The organism is Micromonospora sp. CA-240977, from assembly GCF_050942285.1.
Classification (GTDB): domain Bacteria; phylum Actinomycetota; class Actinomycetes; order Mycobacteriales; family Micromonosporaceae; genus Micromonospora.
Window position 1 is genome coordinate 3,557,772 of sequence record NZ_CP192055.1, and the last position, 20,960, is coordinate 3,578,731.

The 20,960-nt window shown below is 73.0% G+C and carries 24 protein-coding genes; 11 read left to right on the forward strand and 13 right to left on the reverse strand.

The window, feature by feature from the left end; translation table 11 throughout:
* Nucleotides 1–59: 59 nt before the first annotated feature.
* On the forward strand, nucleotides 60–1,283 hold the full coding sequence (locus ACQPWW_RS16345; RefSeq protein ID WP_433133632.1) for a helix-turn-helix domain-containing protein: 1,224 nt from the start codon (nucleotides 60–62) through the stop codon (nucleotides 1,281–1,283).
* Here ACQPWW_RS16345 and cutA read toward each other — a convergent pair.
* Nucleotides 1,210–1,542 (reverse strand): divalent-cation tolerance protein CutA, encoded by a 333-nt coding sequence (cutA, locus tag ACQPWW_RS16350; protein ID WP_433134381.1) that lies wholly within the window; start codon nucleotides 1,540–1,542, stop codon nucleotides 1,210–1,212. The two genes, ACQPWW_RS16345 and cutA, sit on opposite strands and share 74 nt — an antisense overlap.
* A gap of 233 nt (nucleotides 1,543–1,775) precedes the next feature.
* Here cutA and ACQPWW_RS16355 point away from each other — a divergent pair, with 233 nt between their 5' ends.
* The 4 genes from ACQPWW_RS16355 to ACQPWW_RS16370 all read left to right on the forward strand — a co-directional run bounded on the left by ACQPWW_RS16355 (nucleotide 1,776) and on the right by ACQPWW_RS16370 (nucleotide 3,164).
* Nucleotides 1,776–2,069, forward strand: coding sequence for a hypothetical protein (locus tag ACQPWW_RS16355; protein ID WP_433133634.1), 294 nt, complete (start codon nucleotides 1,776–1,778; stop codon nucleotides 2,067–2,069).
* 58 nt (nucleotides 2,070–2,127) lie between these two features.
* Nucleotides 2,128–2,334 carry a hypothetical protein gene (locus tag ACQPWW_RS16360; RefSeq protein ID WP_433133636.1) on the forward strand — a complete coding sequence of 69 codons (207 nt, stop codon included), beginning with the start codon at nucleotides 2,128–2,130 and terminating at the stop codon, nucleotides 2,332–2,334.
* 223 nt (nucleotides 2,335–2,557) lie between these two features.
* On the forward strand, nucleotides 2,558–2,743 hold the full coding sequence (locus tag ACQPWW_RS16365) for a hypothetical protein (RefSeq protein ID WP_357406244.1): 186 nt from the start codon (nucleotides 2,558–2,560) through the stop codon (nucleotides 2,741–2,743).
* The gene (locus tag ACQPWW_RS16370; RefSeq protein WP_357812471.1) at nucleotides 2,736–3,164 is read left to right on the forward strand and encodes a DUF2267 domain-containing protein; all 429 of its coding nucleotides are present in this window, start codon (nucleotides 2,736–2,738) and stop codon (nucleotides 3,162–3,164) included. Before ACQPWW_RS16365 ends, ACQPWW_RS16370 begins: the two co-directional genes overlap by 8 nt.
* Before the next feature lie 46 nt (nucleotides 3,165–3,210).
* Here the strand turns inward: ACQPWW_RS16370 and ACQPWW_RS16375 are convergent, their stop codons facing one another.
* Nucleotides 3,211–3,990 carry a DUF72 domain-containing protein gene (locus tag ACQPWW_RS16375; RefSeq protein WP_433133638.1) on the reverse strand — a complete coding sequence of 260 codons (780 nt, stop codon included), beginning with the start codon at nucleotides 3,988–3,990 and terminating at the stop codon, nucleotides 3,211–3,213.
* Between the two features lie 157 nt (nucleotides 3,991–4,147).
* Here ACQPWW_RS16375 and ACQPWW_RS16380 point away from each other — a divergent pair, with 157 nt between their 5' ends.
* Nucleotides 4,148–4,453, forward strand: coding sequence for a hypothetical protein (locus tag ACQPWW_RS16380; protein WP_139587876.1), 306 nt, complete (start codon nucleotides 4,148–4,150; stop codon nucleotides 4,451–4,453).
* 9 nt (nucleotides 4,454–4,462) lie between these two features.
* Nucleotides 4,463–5,737: a cupin domain-containing protein gene (locus tag ACQPWW_RS16385; protein ID WP_433133640.1), complete on the forward strand. Its 1,275-nt coding sequence runs from the start codon at nucleotides 4,463–4,465 to the stop codon at nucleotides 5,735–5,737.
* Between the two features lies 1 nt (nucleotide 5,738).
* Here ACQPWW_RS16385 and ACQPWW_RS16390 read toward each other — a convergent pair whose 3' ends face one another.
* Nucleotides 5,739–6,266: a PadR family transcriptional regulator gene (locus tag ACQPWW_RS16390; protein WP_433133642.1), complete on the reverse strand. Its 528-nt coding sequence runs from the start codon at nucleotides 6,264–6,266 to the stop codon at nucleotides 5,739–5,741.
* A 107-nt stretch (nucleotides 6,267–6,373) separates the two neighbouring features.
* On the opposite strand from ACQPWW_RS16390, the gene ACQPWW_RS16395 reads away from it, so the two are divergent.
* Nucleotides 6,374–7,081: an alpha/beta fold hydrolase gene (locus ACQPWW_RS16395; protein WP_433133644.1), complete on the forward strand. Its 708-nt coding sequence runs from the start codon at nucleotides 6,374–6,376 to the stop codon at nucleotides 7,079–7,081.
* A 77-nt stretch (nucleotides 7,082–7,158) separates the two neighbouring features.
* Here the strand turns inward: ACQPWW_RS16395 and ACQPWW_RS16400 are convergent, their stop codons facing one another.
* The 7 genes from ACQPWW_RS16400 to ACQPWW_RS16430 form a co-directional block, all read right to left on the reverse strand.
* Nucleotides 7,159–7,674, reverse strand: a complete 516-nt coding sequence (locus ACQPWW_RS16400) for a trypco2 family protein (RefSeq protein ID WP_433133646.1) — start codon at nucleotides 7,672–7,674, stop codon at nucleotides 7,159–7,161.
* 37 nt (nucleotides 7,675–7,711) lie between these two features.
* Nucleotides 7,712–10,351 carry a CHAT domain-containing protein gene (locus ACQPWW_RS16405; protein WP_433133648.1) on the reverse strand — a complete coding sequence of 880 codons (2,640 nt, stop codon included), beginning with the start codon at nucleotides 10,349–10,351 and terminating at the stop codon, nucleotides 7,712–7,714.
* A gap of 82 nt (nucleotides 10,352–10,433) precedes the next feature.
* Entirely contained in the window at nucleotides 10,434–11,096 is a 663-nt protein-coding gene (locus ACQPWW_RS16410) for a hypothetical protein (RefSeq protein ID WP_433133650.1), read from the reverse strand.
* On the reverse strand, nucleotides 11,093–13,768 hold the full coding sequence (locus ACQPWW_RS16415) for an FtsK/SpoIIIE domain-containing protein (RefSeq protein ID WP_433133652.1): 2,676 nt from the start codon (nucleotides 13,766–13,768) through the stop codon (nucleotides 11,093–11,095). Before ACQPWW_RS16415 ends, ACQPWW_RS16410 begins: the two co-directional genes overlap by 4 nt.
* Nucleotides 13,761–14,858 carry a hypothetical protein gene (locus tag ACQPWW_RS16420; RefSeq protein WP_433133654.1) on the reverse strand — a complete coding sequence of 366 codons (1,098 nt, stop codon included), beginning with the start codon at nucleotides 14,856–14,858 and terminating at the stop codon, nucleotides 13,761–13,763. Before ACQPWW_RS16420 ends, ACQPWW_RS16415 begins: the two co-directional genes overlap by 8 nt.
* A gap of 6 nt (nucleotides 14,859–14,864) precedes the next feature.
* Complete coding sequence (locus ACQPWW_RS16425; protein WP_030504016.1) at nucleotides 14,865–15,125, reverse strand: hypothetical protein; 261 nt, start codon at nucleotides 15,123–15,125, stop codon at nucleotides 14,865–14,867.
* Between the two features lie 152 nt (nucleotides 15,126–15,277).
* Nucleotides 15,278–15,658, reverse strand: coding sequence for a hypothetical protein (locus ACQPWW_RS16430; protein WP_433133656.1), 381 nt, complete (start codon nucleotides 15,656–15,658; stop codon nucleotides 15,278–15,280).
* 140 nt (nucleotides 15,659–15,798) lie between these two features.
* On the opposite strand from ACQPWW_RS16430, the gene ACQPWW_RS16435 reads away from it, so the two are divergent.
* The 3 genes from ACQPWW_RS16435 to ACQPWW_RS16445 are packed head-to-tail and all read left to right on the forward strand — an operon-like array spanning nucleotide 15,799 to nucleotide 18,907.
* Nucleotides 15,799–18,357 (forward strand): ATP-dependent Clp protease ATP-binding subunit, encoded by a 2,559-nt coding sequence (locus ACQPWW_RS16435; protein ID WP_433133658.1) that lies wholly within the window; start codon nucleotides 15,799–15,801, stop codon nucleotides 18,355–18,357.
* Nucleotides 18,354–18,557, forward strand: coding sequence for a hypothetical protein (locus tag ACQPWW_RS16440; RefSeq protein WP_433133660.1), 204 nt, complete (start codon nucleotides 18,354–18,356; stop codon nucleotides 18,555–18,557). Before ACQPWW_RS16435 ends, ACQPWW_RS16440 begins: the two co-directional genes overlap by 4 nt.
* Entirely contained in the window at nucleotides 18,557–18,907 is a 351-nt protein-coding gene (locus ACQPWW_RS16445; protein ID WP_088989725.1) for a DUF3140 domain-containing protein, read from the forward strand. Before ACQPWW_RS16440 ends, ACQPWW_RS16445 begins: the two co-directional genes overlap by 1 nt.
* Nucleotides 18,908–18,963: 56 nt before the next feature.
* On the opposite strand, the gene ACQPWW_RS16450 is transcribed toward ACQPWW_RS16445, so the two are convergent.
* The 3 genes from ACQPWW_RS16450 to ACQPWW_RS16460 form a co-directional block, all read right to left on the reverse strand.
* Nucleotides 18,964–19,209 (reverse strand): hypothetical protein, encoded by a 246-nt coding sequence (locus ACQPWW_RS16450; RefSeq protein WP_355029115.1) that lies wholly within the window; start codon nucleotides 19,207–19,209, stop codon nucleotides 18,964–18,966.
* Between the two features lie 58 nt (nucleotides 19,210–19,267).
* On the reverse strand, nucleotides 19,268–20,248 hold the full coding sequence (locus ACQPWW_RS16455) for a LysR family transcriptional regulator (RefSeq protein ID WP_433133663.1): 981 nt from the start codon (nucleotides 20,246–20,248) through the stop codon (nucleotides 19,268–19,270).
* A gap of 86 nt (nucleotides 20,249–20,334) precedes the next feature.
* Entirely contained in the window at nucleotides 20,335–20,943 is a 609-nt protein-coding gene (locus ACQPWW_RS16460; RefSeq protein ID WP_433133665.1) for a hemerythrin domain-containing protein, read from the reverse strand.
* Nucleotides 20,944–20,960 lie beyond the last annotated feature (17 nt).

The following is a 20,960-nucleotide window of genomic DNA, read 5'->3' on the forward strand; positions in this document are numbered from 1 at the left end:
CCGCGCCCAGCCCTCTACCTGGGGTGACAGCTGTGACTGAACCATCGTTTCCTGGCCGGATGCTTGAGTTGCGCAGAGAGCGTGGCCTGTCCCTGCGCGACCTCGCCAGGCTCACCTACCACGGCAAGACGTACCTGCACGAGCTGGAGACAGGCGCGAAGATGCCCAGCCCACAGGTCGCCCAACGCGTCGACGATGCTCTTCAAGCCCGCGGGGAGCTGGCCGCGCTCGCCGCGGCACGTCCGGGTATCCGACGCCGCGAGTTCGTCGCCGCCGCTGGGCTGGCTGCCGCTCTACCGCATACTCTGCTCGCTCACGGACGACACGTTGGCAACGCCGTTCCCGGACGGCTCGCTGATCGCACCGCCCGGCTGCGGCGGCTCGACAACTACCTCGGCGGCGCCGACACCCACCAGCTCTACACGGCTGAGGTTGCCGCTACGACCCAGCTGATTCAGGACGGCGCCTACAGCGAGGCCACCGGCCGGCAGCTGCTGGTGATTCTTGCCGAACAGGCGCAGCTGGCCGGGTGGGCGGCGTTCGACGCTGGTGATCATTCGGAGGCCGAGCGGTTTTACCGGGTCAGCCTCGCCGCCGCCCGCGATGCCAAGGACGAGGCGCTTACAGGCAACGGTCTGGCGTTCCTGGCCTATCAGCAGCTCGTCAGCGGTGGCCGGGCGGCCGACACCGCCACTGCGGCCTGCGATGCTGCTGGGACTACCGCCACGCCGGGAGTGCGCGCGCTGCTGCATCTGCGGGCCGCCTGGGCATTCGCTGTCACTGGCGACGCACCGGCTGCGGACCGGTACCTCGGCACCGGCACGGCCTTCCTCGCCGAGCACGACGAGCGGCCCGAGCCAGATTGGGTGTACTGGGTGGATCGCCTCGAAGGCGAGATCATGACGGGTCGGTGCTGGACGGTACTTCACCGGCCGATCCGTGCGATTCCCGTTCTGGAACGGGCGCTGGGCACCTACTGCGACACGCAGGCCCGCGACAAGGCGCTCTACCTGTCATGGCTTGCCGACGCCTACCTCGACGCGAACGAGGTTGAGCAGGCCTGCCAGGCAGCCGGCAGCGCAGTCCGCCTCGCTGGCGGCGTCGGATCCATTCGCCCGGGCCAACGCCTCGACGCGTTCCTGCACCGCCTGGAGCCGCACGCCGCGATGCCTTGCGTCGTCGAGCTGCGTGCCCTCGCGGCAGCCGCGTCTACGCGTCCTCGACTGAGCGGCTCAACCATGCCAGGTACTCCGCAGAGCCCTGCACGACCGGCACTGCGCTGAGTTGCGGGTTCGTCCAAGGATGTTCGTCCAGAACGAACCGCTCCAGCTGCGGGTACCGCTCTGCCGTGGTGTAAAGCAGTACCTGCCACTCTTCGCCCGAACCCTGTTTCCCGTGGTGCCAGAACACGCTCGTGACCGGTCCGATGACTTGCGCGCTGGCGGCGAGTCGAGCGCTGATCGCCCGTTCGGCAAGCCGGACGCCGACGTCGCGCGTCTCGGTGGCCGTTGACACCTGCAGGTAGTCGCTCACGTGCCACACCCTAGCGGCGTTGCTGTCCGCGGACAGCGCGGACAACCAGCGGACATCGCCAGTCTGGATCACCCCGGCGCCCGGGGAGACGCTGTCTGCACAGACGGCCTGCACCTCGGCACCGGGTGGGGTGCCGGACCCGACCGGCGGAAGCCGCCCCGGGGCCTTGATCGCCGCTAGGAGGCGCCCCAGTGAACGAAGCTACGCGGCCCGGAGCTGGGCCAACACCCCGCGCGTATCCGGTGATCCGCGCCGAGGAAATCTGCGAACGGCCCTACCTCTCGTACGGCTGCCTTCTCGCCATGGCCGAGGTGCTGATCGACCACGGCTTCCCACGCCCACAGGGCCACGATTTCGTGGCGCTGCGCAACGCGGTGGAATGGTTCTTGTACGACTCGTGGAAGTCAGATCGCTCGGCGCGCGACCTGTCGGCGGCTGACAGGCCGCCGCCGCTGCCGCCGGGCCGCGATGGCTACCCGGTGGGCGTCCGGCAACCGCGCAAGCGGGGCAGGGGGTGCGGCGGTGCCCGGGAGTGACGCGGGTGGCTGCCCACCTGCCGACAACGCGGTGGTGACGCCAGCGGAGCGCGCAGCGATGATCGACGCCCTGCAGGGTGCTCTCGACGCTTATGCGGAGACAGGCGACCACGGTGCGGCGTCGACATCACCCACCGAGCGGGAGGTGGGGCGGTGGGCGGACGCCCGCGCGCAGGTGATCCGCGACCTGCTGATCAAGCTAGGGGCACCGGACGAGGAGTACTACCCGAAGGCCCCGGACCGGATCCCCGACAGCGTGGTCTAGCGCCCGCACCCGTGCCGGCCGGCAGCGTCTGAGCGCGGCGGTGCCAGCCCGGGTCATCCCGGCCGAGGCGGTGCCTGCTGGCCGGACGGGGAGCGCCCAGCGCGACTGACCTCACCCGATCGGGGTGGGGCGGCCTCACCCGCCGCGCGGGGAGGGTGGACGCGGTGGGTACGGCCGGCTGCGTGGACGGCCGACGCCGGAGACGACACGGAGGTGACGGGGGATGACGGTTCGAGTGGTGACGGATCGACGGCGAGGAGCCGTCCTGCACGTGGTCGGCACACCCGACGACGCCCGGCGCGCCCCGCAGGGCAGCCCGGTGCGGGCCCGACGCGGCCCGGTGGGGCCGCCACGTCGCACCGACGACCGCCGATGGGACAACACGGAACGGGGGGCCACCGATGGCTGACGCGATGATCTCAGCGTTCGAATCCTCGCTGGACAAGACGAACCTGATTCTGAAGGACATCGAGAACGCCTATGGCTGGCCGAAGGATCGGCGCAACCAGTCGTACGCGGCGCTGCGCACGGTGTTGCACCTGTTGCGGGACCGGCTGCCGGTGGACGAGAGCGTGGAGTTCGCCCAGCAGTTGCCGGTGCTCGTGCGGGGCATCTACTTCGACGGGTGGGTCCCGTCGGACGTGCCGATCAAGCTCAACCGGGACGACTTCCTCTACGAGGTCCGCCAGGGCTTCCCGTACGACGTGGAGGGCGGCCCGGAGCGGGTGACGCAGGTGGTGCTGGACACCCTGCGCCGACACGTCACCCAGGGCGAGTGGCAGGACGTGAAGGACACCATGCCGGCCGACCTGGCCACCATGATGCCCTGACGACTGACGCGCCGGAGCCCGCCCGACGAACCCGTCGGGCGGGCTCTCAGCCGTTGGAGGGGTCCGCCTCGGCGGCGGTCGGCACCCGGGACACCGGGTGCCCGGCCCGCCCGGCCAACGCCGCGAACGCGACAGCGTCCACTATCGCCGCGCCGCCCGGGTCGTTGTTGAAGTACACGTACGCCGGTTCGTCGACGCCGAACGTGTCGGTCAGCCGGTGGGCCCAGGACCGCAGCGCCGCGCGACCGTACCGGGGCCAGGGTCGGGCTCGGCCCTCGTGCAGCCGCAGGTAGCCGAAGTCGGTGGTCCGCCAGAGCGGGGCGACGGGTCGTCCGAGCCGGTCCGCCCAGACCAGGGCCGCCCGACGCCGTTCCAGCACGGCCCGGGTGGCGTCGGTCCACCAGGAGGGGTGCCGGGGCTCCACCGCGACCCGCACGTCCGCGGGAAACAGCCGCAGGGTGGCGTCGAGCGCCGCCACGTCCACCCGCAGGTTCGGCGGCAGTTGCAGCAACACCGGGCCGAGCCGGTCACCGAGCGCGGTGGCGCGACCCAGGAACCGAGCCACCGGCTCGGCCGGATCCCGCAGCCGCTTGATGTGGGTGAGATAGCGGCTCATCTTCACCGCCACGCAGAAGTCTGCCGGGGTGCGTGCCCGCCAGGCGGCGAAGGTGTCCCGCTCCGGCAGCCGGTAGAAGGCGTTGTTGACCTCCACCGTGGCGAAGCCGTCGGCGAAGTGCTCCAGCCAGAGCCGCTGCGGCACCTGCTGCGGATAGAACCGGCCCCGCCAGTCCCGGTACTGCCAGCCGGACGTGCCCACCAGGATCACCGTCCCATCCTGACACTCTCCGCCGCCGCTTGCGAACCGCCCGTGTCGCCCCGCTTCGGCGTCTACGGTGAGGGTTAGAGAAGATCGCGCGTGGGGTACCACCCGCAGCACGACGGACCCCGGCGTACGGCGGGGCGGCACACCCGAGGGAGTACCGATGGCACTCAACGACGACGACATGCAGACCACTGGCGGCGGCGGCCTGGAGGGCCCGGCCGACGGTGGCGCGACTCCCGGTCACCAGGACGGTGGCGCGGACGGTGGCGCGGAGGGCCCGGCCGACGGTGGCGCGACTCCCGGCCAGCAGGACGGTGGCGCGGACGGTGGCGCGGAGGGCCCGGCCGACGGTGGCGCGACTCCCGGCCAGCAGGACGGTGGCGCCGACGGTGGCGCGGAGGGTCCCGCCGACGGCGGTGCGACGCCGGGTCAGCAGGACGGTGGCGCCGACGGCAGCGCGCGGTAGCGGCACATCATGACGCACCTCGACCCGCCGGGCGGCCACGGCCGCCCGGCGGTTTCGTCCGCATCCGCCACCGCGGCGCTGGCCCGTTGCGTATCGGTCGAGCCGGCCAAGTTCGCCGCCGCGCACTGGGGCCACACCCCGCTGCTGTCCCGCGCCGCCGAGCTGCCCGACCCGGCCGGCTTCACCGACCTGCTCAGCCCCGCCGACGCCGACGAGCTGCTGAGCCGGCGCGGTCTGCGTACCCCCTTTCTGCGGGTCGCCAGGGACGGCCAGTTGGTGCCCGCGGCCCGCTGGACCGGCGGCGGCGGCGCCGGCGCCGAGATCGGCGACCAGGTGCTCGACGAGCGGGTCCTGGAGCAGTACGCCGCCGGAGCCACCCTCGTGTTGCAGGGTCTGCACCGGATCTGGCCACCGCTTGTCGACTTCGCCCGCGATCTGGGCCTCGCGCTCCACCAGCCGCTACAGATCAACGCCTACCTCACCCCGGCCGGCAGCCAGGGATTCGCCACCCACTACGACACGCACGACGTGTTCGTCCTCCAGGTCGACGGTCGCAAGCACTGGCGGATCCACCCGCCGGTGCTGCCCGACCCGCTGGAACGGCAGCCGTGGGGTGGCCGCGCCGACGAGGTCGGGGCCACCGCGCAGGGTCCCGCCGCGCTGGACGTGGTGCTCGCCCCCGGCGACGCCCTCTACCTGCCCCGGGGGTGGCTGCACAGTGCGCAGGCGCAGGACGCCAGCTCGCTGCACCTGACAGTGGGCATCCGTGCGCTCACCCGCTACGCCCTTGTCGAGGAGCTGCTCGCGCTGGCCGCGGAGGACCAGCGGCTGCGGGCGAGCCTGCCGTTCGGCACCGACGTCGCCGACCCGGACGGCATCGAGCCGGAGCTGACCGAGACGGTGGAGGCGCTGCGCGACTGGCTGCTGCGCGCCGACCCGGGCGCGGTCGCCGCGCGCCTGCGCCAGCGTGCCTGGCCGGCTGCCCGCCCGGCACCCATCCGGCCGCTCGCCCAGGCCCACGCGTTGGCCGCGCTGGACGCCGACGCCCGGGTCACAGTGCGGCCGGGCCTGCGCTGGCAGTTGGCGCCGCACGGGTCGGACACGGTGGCGCTGCGGCTGTTCGACCGCACCATCACCCTGCCGGTGAGCTGCGAGCCGGCGGCTCGTGTGCTGCTCAGCGGCGCGGTCACCCGGGTGGGTGACCTGCCCGGGTTGCCCGACGACGCCGACCGGGTCACCCTGACCCGCCGACTGCTCCGCGAGGCGGTGGTGGTCCCGGCCTGAGTTACCGCGCGAGTGAGGTCAGCATCTCTCGCAGCCAGGCGATCTCCGTGCGGCTGGTGGCGGTGGCGATGCGAAAGAGTCCTCGGCGAAAGGGGTCGTGGGGAAAGTCGTCAGCGCGCAGCGGTCGGTCGCCGTCCCAGAAGAAGCTCGCCGGCTGGGTGAGGAAGTCGAGGCGGCGGTGCAGGACGGCCGCCTGAGCTGCTGGGTCGTCGAGATGATGCAGGAAGGCCAGCAGCGTGAACCAGCGGTTCTCGTCGGTGATGAAGAGCTCGTCGGGTGTGCGGAGCTGACGCAGCAATTCCGCCTGTCCGGCCGCGCTCAAAATCAGCATGTGCCGTGGTGCCGCCACCTGGCCGGCCTGCACGTCCCGACGGAGCAGGCCAGCACGTTCCATCCGCTTGATAGTCGGGTACAGCGTCCCGTCCGCGATCGGCCGGACGTGGCCGGTGAGCGCAGCCACCCGTTTGCGTAGCTCGTAACCGTGCAGCGGGGCGTCGGCCAGGAAGCCCAATATCGCGAACTCCAACACCGTGCTAACTTACCTCGGCAACGGAATACCTCGAACGCGAGGTATCAGTCAGGAGGTCCGTGATGCGTGGCGCCCAGGTCCGACCAGATGGCACGACGATCCGCTGGGTGGAACTTCCCGGCGCCGAACCCACTCGGGTCTACCTGCACGGCCTCGGCGCCTCCTCGCCGGCGTACTACACGGCGGTGGCCACCAGTTCCGCCCTCGCCGGACGGCGCAGCCTGCTGATGGATCTGCTCGGGCACGGCATCAGCGACCGGCCGGCCGACGCCTCGTACACCCTCGAGGAGCACGCCGACCTCGCCGCCGCCGCGCTCACCGCGGCCGGGGTCAGCGCCGCAGAGGTGATCGCCCACAGCATGGGCGGCGCCGTCGCCATCGTCCTGGCCGCCCGCCATCCGCATCTTGTCGGCGCACTGGTTCTCGTTCACGCCACCCTCGACCCGCAGCCTCCGGGCGTCGGCATCGGGGCCCGCTACACCGAGGAGCAGTTCGTACACGGCGACGGCCGATCCGAGACGCTGACCCGCGTCGGCGCGGCCTGGGCGGCGACGATGCGGCTCGCCGGTCCGGAGGCGCTCTACCGCACGGCGGTCCACCTCGGCCGCGGCAGCACCCCCACCATCCGTGAACTGCTGCTCGAACTGCCCGTGCCGCGCACCTACCTCCACCCCGCCGGTGACGAACCGGTCGGTGCGCGCGCCTTGTCCGACGCCGGCGTGCGGGTCGTCGCCGTGCCGGACAGCGGCCACAACATCATGCTGGACAACCCCGACGGCTTTGTCGCGGCCACCGTCGCGGCATTGCCGGCGTAGCACACGCTTCGCCGGGCGACTGCGCCAGCGGACCTGGCCGGCGGCCCGCCCGGAGGCCGTCCTGGTCCCGGCCCGAGCTACCCGGCGGTCGTCGCGACCAGCTCGATCCGGAGCGTGTTCGTGATCTCGTCGGTCAGCTCGCCCTCCGCGCCGACCGAGATCGTGCCCTGGTCGGTGACGCCGAAGACGAGCTCCACGGTGCCGGCCTTCAACACAAGTGGGTCGTCACCGCCGCTGCCGGCGGCCACCACCGCGCGGATCGTGGTGATCGCGTCCACCAGGGTCGCCGCGACCGCGCTGTGCCGCAGCTCGTGCCGATCCTGAAGATCCTCGGCGACGAGCGTGATGTCGATCGTGTGGGTCCGCTGGTGGGATCGGCTGCCGCCCACCTTGACCTTCCAGCCGATCACCGGGACCCGGAAGTCGACGCCACCGCCGGCCTTCGTGGTGACGACCGCGCTCAGGATCAGCTGAACGGAGGCGACCCGCAGGTCCCGGCCCTCGTCGGTGGTGGAGATGCCGGCCTGCTCGACCGCGTCCTTCACCGCCGACACCAGTTGCTCGACGGGCACGCTGTAGTCGTCCACGTCCATGTCGCACCACCCTTGCGCTAGTTGAATTGCCGACCGTTCACAAGGCGGCGGTGGCGAACGGGTCGCCGTACACGGTGTAGGCCAACCAGGTCGGGTCGAGCGGGTCGTTCTGCTGCTCGACCCGGGCGGCGAGGGCCGCCGCGCCGAGCGTGGCGCCGTCGGCGAGGGAGCGGTAGAACGCGGTGGCGAAACGCGCCGAACTGTCCGAGCGCACCGCCCAGAGCGTGCCGACGAACGCGCCGGCACCGGACGACATGAACTGCTGCGCCCAGCCGAGCATCCTGGTGTACGTCGGGGCCACGCCCGCGCTCCGGCACGCGTTGATGAACACCAGGGGACCGGTCTCCGCCAGCAGTTTCCGGATGCTGGCCTCGGCGAGCAGGGTCGGCTTGAACCGGCCGCCGTCCAGGTCGATGAACGAGCCGTCCGCCGAGAAGGTGTTGTGGCAGGCGAAGTGGGTCGCCCCCAGCACCCCCGAGTTGATCAGCGCGAGGAGCTCGTCGGCAGTGGTGATGGGCTCGCTGTCGGCCGCGCCGAGGATCGCGCGGATGGTGGCGATCTCCTCGTGCGCGCCGGTGGGGGCCTTCGTGGACACCACGAAGCGCGGATTGCGCAGGCCGATCGTCGCGGTGCGGCGCTGACCGTAGGTGCGGCGGACCACCGGGACCTGCTCGACGAGGAACCCGGCATCGCGCTGGGCGCTGAGCGGATAGAGCAGCTCCCACGGGACCACGTCGTGGTCGGTGGCGATCGTGAAGGCGCTCATGTCGGCGCCGACCTCCCAGAACTGGTCCCGCACGTCGGCCGGCACCAGCTCCGACCACAGCTGGATCCCCGCCGACCGGATGACCTCGCGGGTCATCGTCGCGTTGTAGCGGGAACCACCGCCGGCCACCTGCTGCAACTCCCTGATGGCGTTCTCCACAGCGGCGTTCGGCGTGTTCGTGACCGACTCGACAACCGGCGCGAACAGCGCCGCCTCGGACCGCAACTGGAAGGTGTACCGGCTGCCGTCGAACCGGACCTCCATGGTGACCTCGCCCGGCCGCGCCCGCGGCGCGTCCATCGGCGCGGTCTTCGGTTGGCCGTCGCGGAACGGCCCACCGTCGGCGACGGAGACCTCGACCGAGACCTCGCCGAGGAACGTGCCGCCCGTCCAGGCGGTCACGTCGACGCGATGCAGACCAGGGGTACGCGCCCCGAAACCGAAGCGGATCGGATCCGGATCGTCGTCCGGCAGGACCAGCACTGTCTGCTGGAGCGGGCCCTCGGCGTGCAGGCCGGCGGGCGCGTGAACGGTCACTGTCACAGGTGTGCCGGCGGCGGCGACGAGAAAGGGTCGCATCCGTGCCGTCACGGCGTCCGGATGAACCGATCGTCCCTCGGTGACGAGCCGGACCTCGACGCTCAGGTCCTGCCCCGCCGGGACCTGGGTGGGCGCGCGCGCCACCAACAGCCGCTCCGGCGTCGGGGTGACGTCCGGAAATGACGAGGTCGGCGGTCCGGTGAACGTCGGTATCGCCCGGTCCTCGCTGACGTCGGCGTCACGGTTGGAAGCCCTGGCGTGGTTACCACGCGCCAACAGACCGAGGTCGAACCCGCCGGACCCGAGCCGGACATCGTGGGTCTGCTCGCCGGCATCGGCCCTCGCGGTTGGCCCCGGCCGCTGCACGGTGCGCGCGCGCTCGCGCAGGTCGTCCTGCGCTCGCGTCACCTCGCGCTCCCGCACATAGCGACCGACTCGTTCGTCGAGGGACAGCCGCACACTTCTCAGGTGCAGGGTGATGCCGTCGGGAGTGGACGTTTCCGGACCGAGCCGTCGGCGGATGGCTGCCTCGGCTCGGATCACCTCGTCGATGGCGTACCTTGACGTGATCGGCCGGCAGGTGTCCAGCAGGAATTCGCGGACCAGGACCGCGGCGTCCGTGATCGCGCGTCGGACGATCCGCGCCGGGTCGGTCACCCGGAAGCCCACGGCGATCGACGCCTCGAAGTGGTACGCGCCACCCTCGGTGGGCAGCCGGAGGTCGACGACGACCGAGTGGTCGCTGGTGTCCACCTCGTAGCGTGTCACGAACCTTAGGTGCTGCCACGGCAGCAGTCGGTCACTGTCGGCGACCTCCAGACCATCCCGACGGGTCGAGTAGACGATCGCCGCTGGCCCGTGACTGGGAGGCGGCATGGACCATCGCACCGGCTCCACGCTGAGGATCAGCGGGATCGCGGGCCCGGCCGGTGCGGTCTCCGGGTCGAAACTCGTCGCCAGGTCGTCGACCAGGTAGCCGATGTCCGCCGGAGCGCTGGTCCGGTGGACCCGCCGGTAGTGCTGCTCGCCAAGCGGTCTGAGCGGTTCGGGTAGGCGCGTGCCGCGTTGCAGTTCGGCGTTGTCCACGAGCACCGGAATGACCGGAACCTGTTGTTGGAGGGCGGCTGCGATCGTCCGTCGGCTGATGCCCGGGAGTACTGCCGACTCGCCGGGTAAGCGAGGTTCGATCACGACGATGAGTGCCGCCGAGGCTGACAGGCGGCGCCGACGCTCGGCGGCGGAGATGACCGCGCTGGGATCGTCGCGAAGGACGCTGCCGCTGCCGAATCGAGCGGTCAGCGCGTCATCGAGCTGGCGTGCGACGCTGTCGTCGTCGGCGGCGGCTCGGTAACTCAGGAGGAAGCTGACCATCGGACGTACCGTAGCGAAGATCGCGCTCTGATCGCGGCCGCGCCGGTGGTCAGCTTCTCGACAGCCTCGGTGGACTGATCGGTCACCGGCCGACCGCCAGCAGCAGCGCGGTGGTCAGCAGGCCCGCGCCGAGCACCACGGTGATCGGCCGGGGACCGAGCACCGCGTGCCGGCGGTCGGCAAGCACCCGCGCCGGCGCCAACCCGACCAACGGCCCGAACAGGGTCACCACCAACGCCAGCACCGGCATCCCGACCGCCAGGTCGCCGCCGTACCCGACGCCCAACGCCCGTGCCCCGACACCCAGCGCGTACGCGAGCACCGCGCCGGCCACCCCGCAGAGCGCCAGCAGGGGGTTGACCGAACCGGGCAGCTCACCCGGTTGCCCGGCCCGGTCGAGCAGGTCCCGGGCCCGGGTGAGCAGCACCACCGCGTCGGTGGCCCCGCCGCTGTTCGCCGGAGCGGGTGGGCCGCCGAGACGACGGGCGCCGAGGCGGGTCCGCACCTGCTGCCACAGGTGCGCCACCTCGGCGTCGACCCGTTCCTGCTGCTCGCGCGCCTCGACGAGTTCCACCTCGGCGTACCGGACCTGCTCGGCGGCGTCGGCGACGGCCCGTTCGGCGGCCGCGCACTGCCGCTCGTACCAGGTGTGCGCCTCGGCGCGCTGCTCACCCACCCGCGCGGTCAGCTCGGCGAGTCGCCGCAACTGCGCCGCGTACGTCTCACTGGCCACTGGTTCGTTCATCGCGACGGTCCATAGGGGATGATCACCTGTCCGGTGCGGTGGACCGCCCGGTCGAAGAAGAGCCCCCGCCAGGGGCGCGGATACCAGTCCGGGCCCCCGGTGCCCGGGTAGAGCGAGGAGCCCAGCTCGCCGCCGTGCGCGTCCAGCGCCACCCAGGCGCCGATCTGGTCGGTGCGGGCGGCCGGCCCACCGAGGTCGGCGCGCATCCGGGCCACCCCCCGCCACCAGGCCAGGACGTGCGTCCGTCGTTCCGGCCCGTCGTGCAGGATCCGGCGGAGCTGCTCCAGGCCGGTGCGTCGCCCCACGCGGGCGGCCAGCGCGCCGGCCGCCGCGTCGACAGCGAACAGCAGCAGGTAGTGCGGGGTGCCCGGCCCGGTCAGCCCGTCGGCCGTCTCGGCCATCAGCTCGCCCACCGTCTCCTCGTCGTACCAGGCGGCGTCGTCGGCCAGGTCGTCGTAGAGGGCACGGGCCATCGGGTCGGCGTCCGCGTCGAGGCAGGCGATGGAGAACCGGGCGGTGCCGGGCGGATGCTGGCGGGCGAGCGACCGGGCTGCCGCGTCCAGCACCGCGCACGCCTCGTCCACCCGGGTGCCCAGCACCGCGAGGTTACGACCGGGGGCGCGTGGCAGGCGCAGCGCCGCCGAGCGGGACTGCACGTCGATGATCTCGCCGAGCAGGGCCACCGGGCTGCGCGGCACGCTGCCGTCCGGCGGCGCGGTGAGCGTCCGGAAGTCCGGGGCGTCCGCCAGCCGGGGGATCGCGTCGCCGTCGAAGAGGCGGGCCGGCGCCGCGTCGGCCGGACGCATCCGCCACAGCCGGTGCTGCAACCCGCTCCACGTCTCCCAGTCGCTGGCCGACGGGATCCGGGCGACCTCGTTGCCCTCCACCATTCCCGACTCGGCGTTGACCACCGCGTGCCAGCGGGGCAGCGACTGCGCCGCGTCGTTGCGTTCGGCGAGGATCCGCAGCGCCTTGGGCAGCGCGATGCGCAGGGTGAACTGGGCGACCAGCGCGGGGCGACCCCACAGCGCCTCGATGCCCCGTACGTCCTGCGAGGCGAGCACCAGGTGGATGCCCTGCGACCGGCCGCGCCGGGCCAGGTCCTCCAGCAGGTCGGCCGCCTCCCGGGCGACCACGTCCCGACCGGCGAGCAGCATCTGGAACTCGTCGACGACCGCGACGATGCGGGGCCAGTGCCCGGTCGGGTCGACCGCCCGCAGCTCGGCCAGCTTGGTCACCTCGTGCTTCTTGGCCGCGTCGGCCCGCCGGCGCAGCTCCTCGGCGAGGAACCGCAGCAGCGCCAGCCCGAACTCCCGGTCGGTGTTGACGTTGATGCCGACCAGGCGCATGTGCGGCAACCAGCTCGGGTCACGCCGGCCCTGCGCGAACCGCGCGAAGGACACCCCCTCCTTGAAGTCCAGCAGGTAGAACTCCAGCTCGGCGGGGGAGTAGCGGGCGGCGAGAGCGCCGATCCACGCGAAGATCAGGTTGGTCTTGCCGGTGCCGGACGGCCCGCCGATCAGCGCGTGCGGTGGATAGTCGCCCAAGGTCAGCCGTACCGGCCGGCCCTGCGGTCCCTCACCGATCGGCGCCGTCAACCCGTCGGCGGAGTCTTCCCGCCACATCAGCTCGGGTGGGGGCAGCAGGTCCGCGAACGGCGTCGGCGGCGGGCCCGCGTTCACCCGGGCGGCGATCTCCCGGCAGGTCTCGGTCACCAGCGTCGCCGGTGGCGGCGGGTCCAGCCGGACCGGCAGCCCGGCCGACCCGCCGATCCGCGCACCGGCGGCCCCGGCCACCACCCGGGTCACCGTCGGGTCCTCCGGCACCGACACACCGTGCACCACCAGGTGCACCCCGCAGGCCGCGCCGGCGCGGACCACCCGGTCCAGCTGGCCGCGCTCGTGCCGGTTCAGCTCGTCGCCGCCGAGCAGCACCGCCACCCGCCACGGCTCGGGTCGCCGGCCGGTCGCCGCGGCCAGTTCACGCAGCGAGGCGTACTCGCCGGCGAGCACCGTCTCGTTGATCCGGCGGATCTGCTCCACCAGGTCGTCGAGCAGTGGGCCCAGCCCGCCGGGGCCGACGAAGGTGAGCAGCCCCGCCGTGCCCAGCGGCGCGAACCCGGCCAGGCCGCCGCCGAGCTGCTCCGGGTCGTACCCGACAAGCCGTACCGCCCCGGGGTCGGCGCGGCCGGCGGCCCGCAGCAGCAGCGCGGACACCACCGCGTCGCAGCCGGCCCGATCGTCTCCGGAGAGGTGGACGTGGCCGGCGTCGAGAAGCGGCACCAGCGCGGGCACCGGGTCGACGCCGTCGATCCGGACCGTGCCGACCCGCAGCGCGCCGGGCGGCTCCGCCCGCCGGGTCGGGGTCGGTGTCCACCCCGCCCAGTCGGCCCCCGCGCAGCCGGGCGCCTCCTGCCGGGCCGCCTCGGCGGCGCGCCGGGCCAGCTCGGCGATCCGGGCGGAGTAGCGGGCGTCGATCTCGGCGATGCGGCGGTCCCGCTGGGCGCCCACCCGCTCCGGAACGGCGGCCGCCGCCCGCTGGACCCGGGCCAGCCGTTCCCGCCCGGAGGTCAGCTCCGCCTGGGCGGCGGACAGCCGGGTACGGGTGGCGCCCAACGCCTCGGCAAGCGTGTCCCGGATCCGCCTGGCCAACTGGCCACGCCGGTCAGCCATCGGAGCCCCGCCGAGTCGGCGCGTCCCGCCACGGGCTGCCCGCGCGTGGCGGCGGCAGCCCACCGGAGCGCTGTCCACCAGCGTCCCCCGACCGCCGGACCGCACCATCAGCGCGCGCACCCGCGCCGGCTCGTTGGCCCGCGCCCGCTCGTTGGCCCGCGCCCGCTCGTTGGTCCACGCTGGCTCGTCGGTCCGCGCCCGCTTGTTGGTCCGCGCCGGCCTGTTGGTCCGGGGCGGACTGTCGGGCCCGGTCGCCGGAGGGCAGGTCCCGGCCGAGGCGGGCGAGCAGCACCCCGGTCGCCACCCCGGCGGTCACCGCGGAGTCGGCGGCGTGCGGCGGCTCCCCGGAGGCGCGCGGCGGCGGCATCCGGCACACCCGGGTCAGCAGCGTCTCCAGCACCGGCGGCGGCAGCCCGGGCAGCAGGTCCCGGACCCGCCCGTCCAACTCCCGGCGCAGCCGACCGAGGTCGGCGGCGCGCGGCGGGTGCCCCAGCAGCTCCCCGGCCAGCTCGCGCAGCAGCGGTGGCGCCAGCGCCGCCATCCCCAGCCCCACGTCGGCAGGTGCCCGGCGCAGCTCCTTGCGGAGCCGGTCCCGGTCGCCGGAGCGGACACCGCCCACCACTCGGCGCAACAACTCCTGGGAGTCGTCCACCCGCTCGTCTGGTCCGTCGTCGGTGCCCTCGCGCCCGCCGGTCAGCTCGGCCACCCGCACCGACCACCAGCGGCTCATCCGCACCTGCTCGGCCGGCTCCGGCGCGACCGTGGTGGGTCCGGCGGGCGGTGGTGTGTCGTGTCGGGGAGTGCGTTGCTCAGGGCGCGGCGCCGGGGCGCCGTCCGCGCCCAGCCCGATCGCCGACAGGTACGCCGAGAGCTGCTCCTGGGCCACCCGCAACGCGTATCCGGCGCTCTCGGCGTGCTCGGTCGCGGCGGACAACTCGGGCACGCCCATCGGGTTGGCCGACTCCTGGCGCACCCAGCGCAGCCGCTCCGCGGCCAGGCCGAACTTCTCCAGCGCCTGCCCGAGCAGGGCCAGCGGGAACTCCTCGCTGGCGGCGCGGACCTGCCCACCGACGTCCTCGATGATGGACATGGCGGCCTACAGGGTCGCGACGTAGAGCTGCGCCTGCTCGACCGCGACAAGTGTCGCGGCGAGACACTCCTCCAGCTCCTGGCTGGCCTGTGTCAGCGACGCCTGGGCCGCCTCCACCGTCTCGTGCCCGCTGCCCTCCAGCGCGCCGGCCAGCGTCTGCTGCGCCTCGGCCAGTTTCTCGCCGGCCGCCTGCACGGCTGTCTGCCCGTCACCGATCTGTTGGAGGGCGACATCGATGGCGGCCTTCAGCTCGGCGACGCTCGCCACGGCGGAACCTCCTGGGGGCGGGGAGATCTCCATTAGAGCCTATCGGCCGCCGCGAAAGAACATCCGCCCTGTCGGTGTTCCTGCCCGCCTGTCCGGAAGGCCCCCCGAAGTGCCGGGAGTCCGTTCTGTGGGACTCCCAGTGCGAGAACTTCTCAATTCTCGCGGAGCCAGCGGGGCCCGTACACCTCCGCGCCCAGGGCGGTGACCCGCTCGCGCAGCTCCCGGTCCGCGGTGACCACCAACCGGCGTCGCTGCGGTGCGCCAGCGACCAGGTCGACAACGCTGTCGTCGCCGGAGCCGGGGGCCGAGACCACCCGGACGTCGTCGGTGCCGGGCACGTCCCGCGCGGCCCCCTCGACCACCAGCACCACCTCGACCGGGGCGGGCAGGCGGGCCGGCAGCCCGATCGTCGCCACCGGGGCGAGGGAGTCGCGCAGGCGGGTCGCCGCCCCGGCGCGGTCCCGCCACCACCCGTTCGGGCGGGAGCCCACCACGTTGGCGCCATCCACGATCAGCAACGGGGTCTCATCCATCCGGTCAGCCTGCCACCAACGGCCGGCCCCGGTCCGACGCCACTCCCGGGATGCCGGTACGCCGCCTCCCACGGCGTTTGTCGGGGCGCGCGCCGGGTAGCCCCTGCCGACCGTGCCGCGCCCGAATGCGGAGGACAGACATGATGGGACCCGGTGACACCGGCTCCGACCCGTGGGACGAATTCCTGGCCAGGTACTTCGGTCGGGGCGAGGGAGGGCGCCGACCGCCGCACCGGGTCGACATCACCCGACTGATGACGGCGGACGCCCGGGAGATGCTTGCCGACGCGGCCCGGCGGGCCGCGCAACGCCACAGCAACGACCTGGACACCGACCACCTGCTCTGGGCGGCGCTGCAACGCGAACCGCTACGTGACCTGGTACGCCGGGCCGGCGCCGACCCGGACACCCTGCTCAACGCCCTCGGCGGCAAGGGTGACGGCGCGCCGCGCGGAGAGGTGCCGCCCAACCTGTCGCTGACCCCCGCCGCCAAGCGGGCGCTGCTCGACGCCCACCAGTTGTCCCGGGCGATGGGCGCCAACTACATCGGCCCCGAGCACATCCTGATGGCGCTGCCGCTCAACCCCGAGTCGCCGGCCGGTCGGATGCTGGCCGCCGGCCGGATCCAACCCGAGTCGTTGCAGGCGGCCAACGCCGAGCGCGGGCCGATGAACGGCCCGAAGCCGGATCGCGGCACGCCCACCCTCGACCAGTACGGGCAGGACCTCACCGACCTGGCCCGCAACGACCAGATCGACCCGGTGATCGGCCGGGCCGACGAGATCGAGCAGGCCGTCGAGATCCTGTCCCGGCGCACCAAGAACAACCCGGTGCTGATCGGCGAGGCCGGCGTCGGCAAGACCGCCATCGTCGAGGGGTTGGCCGAACGGATCTGCGACGGGGACGTCCCGCAGACCCTGCTCGGCAAGCGGGTCGTCCAACTCGACCTGGCCGGCCTGGTCGCCGGCACCCGGTACCGGGGCGACTTCGAGGAACGGCTGAAGAAGGTGATCGACGAGATCCGGGCGCACCGGGACGAGCTGATCATCTTCATGGACGAGATCCACACCCTGGTCGGGGCGGGTGGCGCCGGCAGCGAGGGCGGGATGGACGCGTCCAACATGCTCAAGCCCGCCCTCGCCCGCGGCGAGTTGCGGGTGATCGGCGCGACCACGCTCGACGAGTACCGCAAGAGCATCGAGAAGGACGCCGCGTTGGCCCGGCGCTTCCAGCCGGTGCTGGTGCCCGAGCCCGGCGTCGACGACACCATCGCGATCCTGCGCGGGCTGCGCGACCGGTACGAGGCCCACCACCAGGTGCGTTTCACCGACGAGGCGCTCGTCGCCGCCGCCGAGCTGTCCGACCGGTACGTCACCGACCGGTTCCTGCCCGACAAGGCCATCGACCTGATCGACCAGGCCGGCGCGCGGGTGCGGTTGCGCACCCGTACCCCCGCCTCCGACGTGCGGGAGTTGGAGCAGGAGCTCGACGAGGTACGCCGGGACAAGGAACAGGCCGTCACCGACGAGCAGTACGAGCGCGCGTCCGCCCTGCGGGACCGGATCGCCGAGTTGGAGCAGGAGATCCGGCGGGCGAACGGCGACGACGGGCTGTCCTCCTCCCAGGTGCCCGAGGTGGGTCCGCAGGAGATCGCCGAGGTGGTCTCCCGGGCCACCGGCATTCCGGTCAGCCAGCTCACCGAGGAGGAACGGGACCGGCTGCTGCGCCTGGAGGGACACCTGCACCAGAAGGTGGTCGGTCAGGACGACGCGGTCACCGCCGTCGCCGAGGCCGTCCGTCGCTCCCGGGCCGGGCTGGCCGACCCGGAACGGCCGATGGGCAGCTTCCTGTTCCTCGGCCCGACCGGCGTCGGCAAGACCGAGCTGGCCCGCGCCCTGGCCGAGGCGCTGTTCGGCGAGGCGGACCGGATGGTCCGGGTGGACATGAGCGAGTTCCAGGAACGGCACACGGTCAGCCGGCTGGTCGGCGCGCCACCCGGATACGTCGGCTACGAGGAGGCCGGCCAGCTCACCGAGGCGGTGCGTCGCCGCCCGTACGCGGTGGTGCTGCTCGACGAGATCGAGAAGGCCCACCCGGACGTGTTCAACATCCTGCTCCAGGTGCTCGACGACGGGCGGCTGACCGACAGCCAGGGCCGCACCGTGAACTTCAAGAACACCGTACTGATCATGACCAGCAACCTCGGCTCGGAGCTGATCACCGGGGCCCAGCGCTCGGTCGGCTTCGGCACCGGCGACGTGGGCAGCGAGCAGGAGAACGACGAGCTGCGGGAACGGCTGATGCGCCGCCTCCAGGAGAACTTCCGCCCGGAGTTCCTCAACCGCATCGACGAGGTCATCATCTTCCGCCGGCTGGAAGCCGAGCAGTTGCGCGACATCACCGCGCTGCTGTTGGAGGAGACCCGCCGTCGCATGCACGCCCAGGATCTCCAGGTGGAGTTCACCACCGCCGGCATCGACTGGCTCGCCGAGCACGGCTACCAGCCGGAGTTCGGCGCCCGTCCGCTGCGGCGGGTCATCCAGCGGGAGGTGGACAACCACCTGTCCCGGATGCTGCTGGAGTCGGCCATCTCGCCGGGGCAGAAGGTCACAGTGGACGTCCGCGACGGGGCGCTCACCTTCGAGGTGAGCGCGGGCGAGCGGGGGTACACCGCCGCCACGACCACCCACCCGCGATGAGCGGGCCGGCGCGACGCGACGAGCACGAGGACCCGCACGAGCCCACGAAACCCCGGGACGAGGACGACCATCCCGACCCGATCCTGGCGCCGCCCACCGCGAACCCCCGCCGGACGCGGGTGCCCGCGGAGGGCCTGCATCCCAGGACCGACAAGGACGACCCGGAGACGTCCGGGAAACCGCCCGGAGAGGAGACCTGATGGTACGCGAAGCGCGGCTCGACCCCGAGGTGGAAGTGCTCTGGGAGGACTTCCACGCCGAGGTCAACGTCCCGTCGGAGCAGCTGCGGACGTGGTTGCTGACCCGGGGCTCCGGGGAGGAGTCGTTCAGCCCGAACCCGAACCTCGACCTGCCCCAACCGGGCCGGGAGATCCTCAAGGTGCTGAACAAGCGCAAGGTCGACCTCACCCCGGAGGACATCGAGGTGATGCGGGAGGCGGTCGAGCGGATCCGTGAGCTGATGGACGCCAAGCCGTCGCGCGGCAACGCCGACGACGACTGGCGGCACTCCCTGCTCGACCTGGGGCACGACCCGCTCGTCGAACGCTGAACGAGACCACGCGCGACGGCGCCGTCCCGGGCGGGGACGGCGCCGTCGCGTCTCGGCTACTGGCCCTGGTCCGGTTCCAGGCTGGCGATGGTCAGCCCCGCCGCGTCGGCGGCGGCGTCGCGGTCGGCGCGGGTCTGGTCCTCCCGGGTGAGCAGGTTGGCGTACTCGGTGACGGCGGCCGGGTCGGGCACCTGCGGCAGGCGGCGCAGGAACGCCTCCACCGCACGGGTGGCGGCGGTGTGCGCGGCGGCCGCCTCGCGGAGCAGTTCCCGGTCGTCGGCGGGCGGGTAGAGGTCGGTCATGTCCGCCAGATACCCGGCCAACGGCGGTTCGCACCGCCAACGGCCGGATACCTCCCGCTCAGCCCGGTCGGACCCCGCTCGGCTGCCGGACGCCGAACGCCGGGTGGCGCAGCAACCAGTCCAGGTACTCGGGATGCGGGGCCAACGAGTCGACGTACGCCGCCTTCGCCGTCTGCACCATCAGGTCGGCCTCCCGGGCGGCGGGGGAGTCCGGATGCCAGCCGAGCAGGAGCCGCCAGCGCAGCGGGATGCCGGCGAGGCGGCGGGTCACCAACCCGGACACCGGGCGGAACGTCGCCTGGCACAACGCCACCGCCACACCGGCCTCCACCAGGTCGACGCAGCCGCGGATGTCGGTCTCGTACACCTTGCGGGGGGTGAAGCCGGCGCGGGCGCACGCGGCGGCGAAGCAGTCGGCGAAACACCCGTCGCCCGGGGCGGCCACCCACTGTTCGTGGCGCAGGTCCGCGAGGCGCACCTCGTCGTTCGCCGCCAGGGGGTGCGTCTCCGGCAGCAGCACCAGCACCGGGTCGATGGCCACCTCCTGCCAGCTCAACCCGAACCCGGCCGACGGGCTGGCGTCGCCGCACACCCCGGTCAGCGCGAAGTCGAGTCGGCCGCCCGCCACCAGCTGCGCCAGCTCGTCCACCGACCAGGACGCCAACGTGGTGATCTGGGCGGGCGGCTGCTCGGCGGCCAGGCGGTGCACCATCCGGCCCAGGATCGGGCTGTTCACCCCGCCGAACCGGTAGCACGGCGGCGCGTCGCCGGCCCCGGCCAGCCGGGCCGCCTCGTCCTGCAACCCCTTCATGGCCGGCAGCAGCACCCGGGCCCGAGCCAGCACCAGCTCACCGAGCGCGGTGGGCCGGGCGCCGCGCCGGTCCCTGTCGAACAGCGGGCCGCCCAGGGTCCGCTCGATGCGCTGGAGCTGGGCGGTCAGCGCCGGCTGGGCCAGGCCGAGCGCCGACGCCGCCTTCGTCACGCTCCCCGTCTCCGCGATCGCGCAGACCACCCGCAGGTGACGCAGCTCCAGGTTCATACCGTGACGGTAGGACTACGCGTCAGCCGGCGGAATAGCCCGAGCGGATCGGTGATAATGAATGCACTTGGGATCGTCGCCGTCGCTCAGTCCCGCGGTGACTCCGGCAGGTCCGCCAGGTACGTCGGCCGGCGGGTCACCGCGTCCAGCATCTTGTCCACCACCCCGACCGCCGGCTCGACGATCCGGTTCCACGGAGGGGTGGCCGGAGTGCCCGGGTGCGGCCGGGTCGGCGCCGCCTCCTCGGCGATCTCCAGCCGGTTACCCAGCCGGATCAGCTCCTCCTCGGTCGCGACCGCGCGCAGCTCGGTGACCAGCCTGCCCACGCCCTCGACGTGCTGACGAACCCGCTCGGCGACCTCGGTCAACGCGTCGTCCGTCAACCCCTTCAGGGCGTTCAGCAGACTGGCGTCGGCGTTGATCTCGGCGTCCACCCGCTCGGCGGCGGCCGGCAGCGCGGCGCGTACCGCCGGCAGCAGGTACTGCTCCTCGGCGGACAGGTGCCGCGACAGCGCGGCGGTGAGCACCGGCAGTCCCTCCTGGGGCGTGGCGCCCGGGCCGGTCAGCTGGTCCAGCAGCGCCAACAGTTGGCGGTGCTCCCGGTCGACGGTGTCGGCGATGTTGCGGCCACCGGGCCGGTAGCCCTCCTCGGATGCGGGTGCGGGCGGCAGCGGCGGCAGGGGAACGGCGGACATGGTGCCCTCCTCGACTG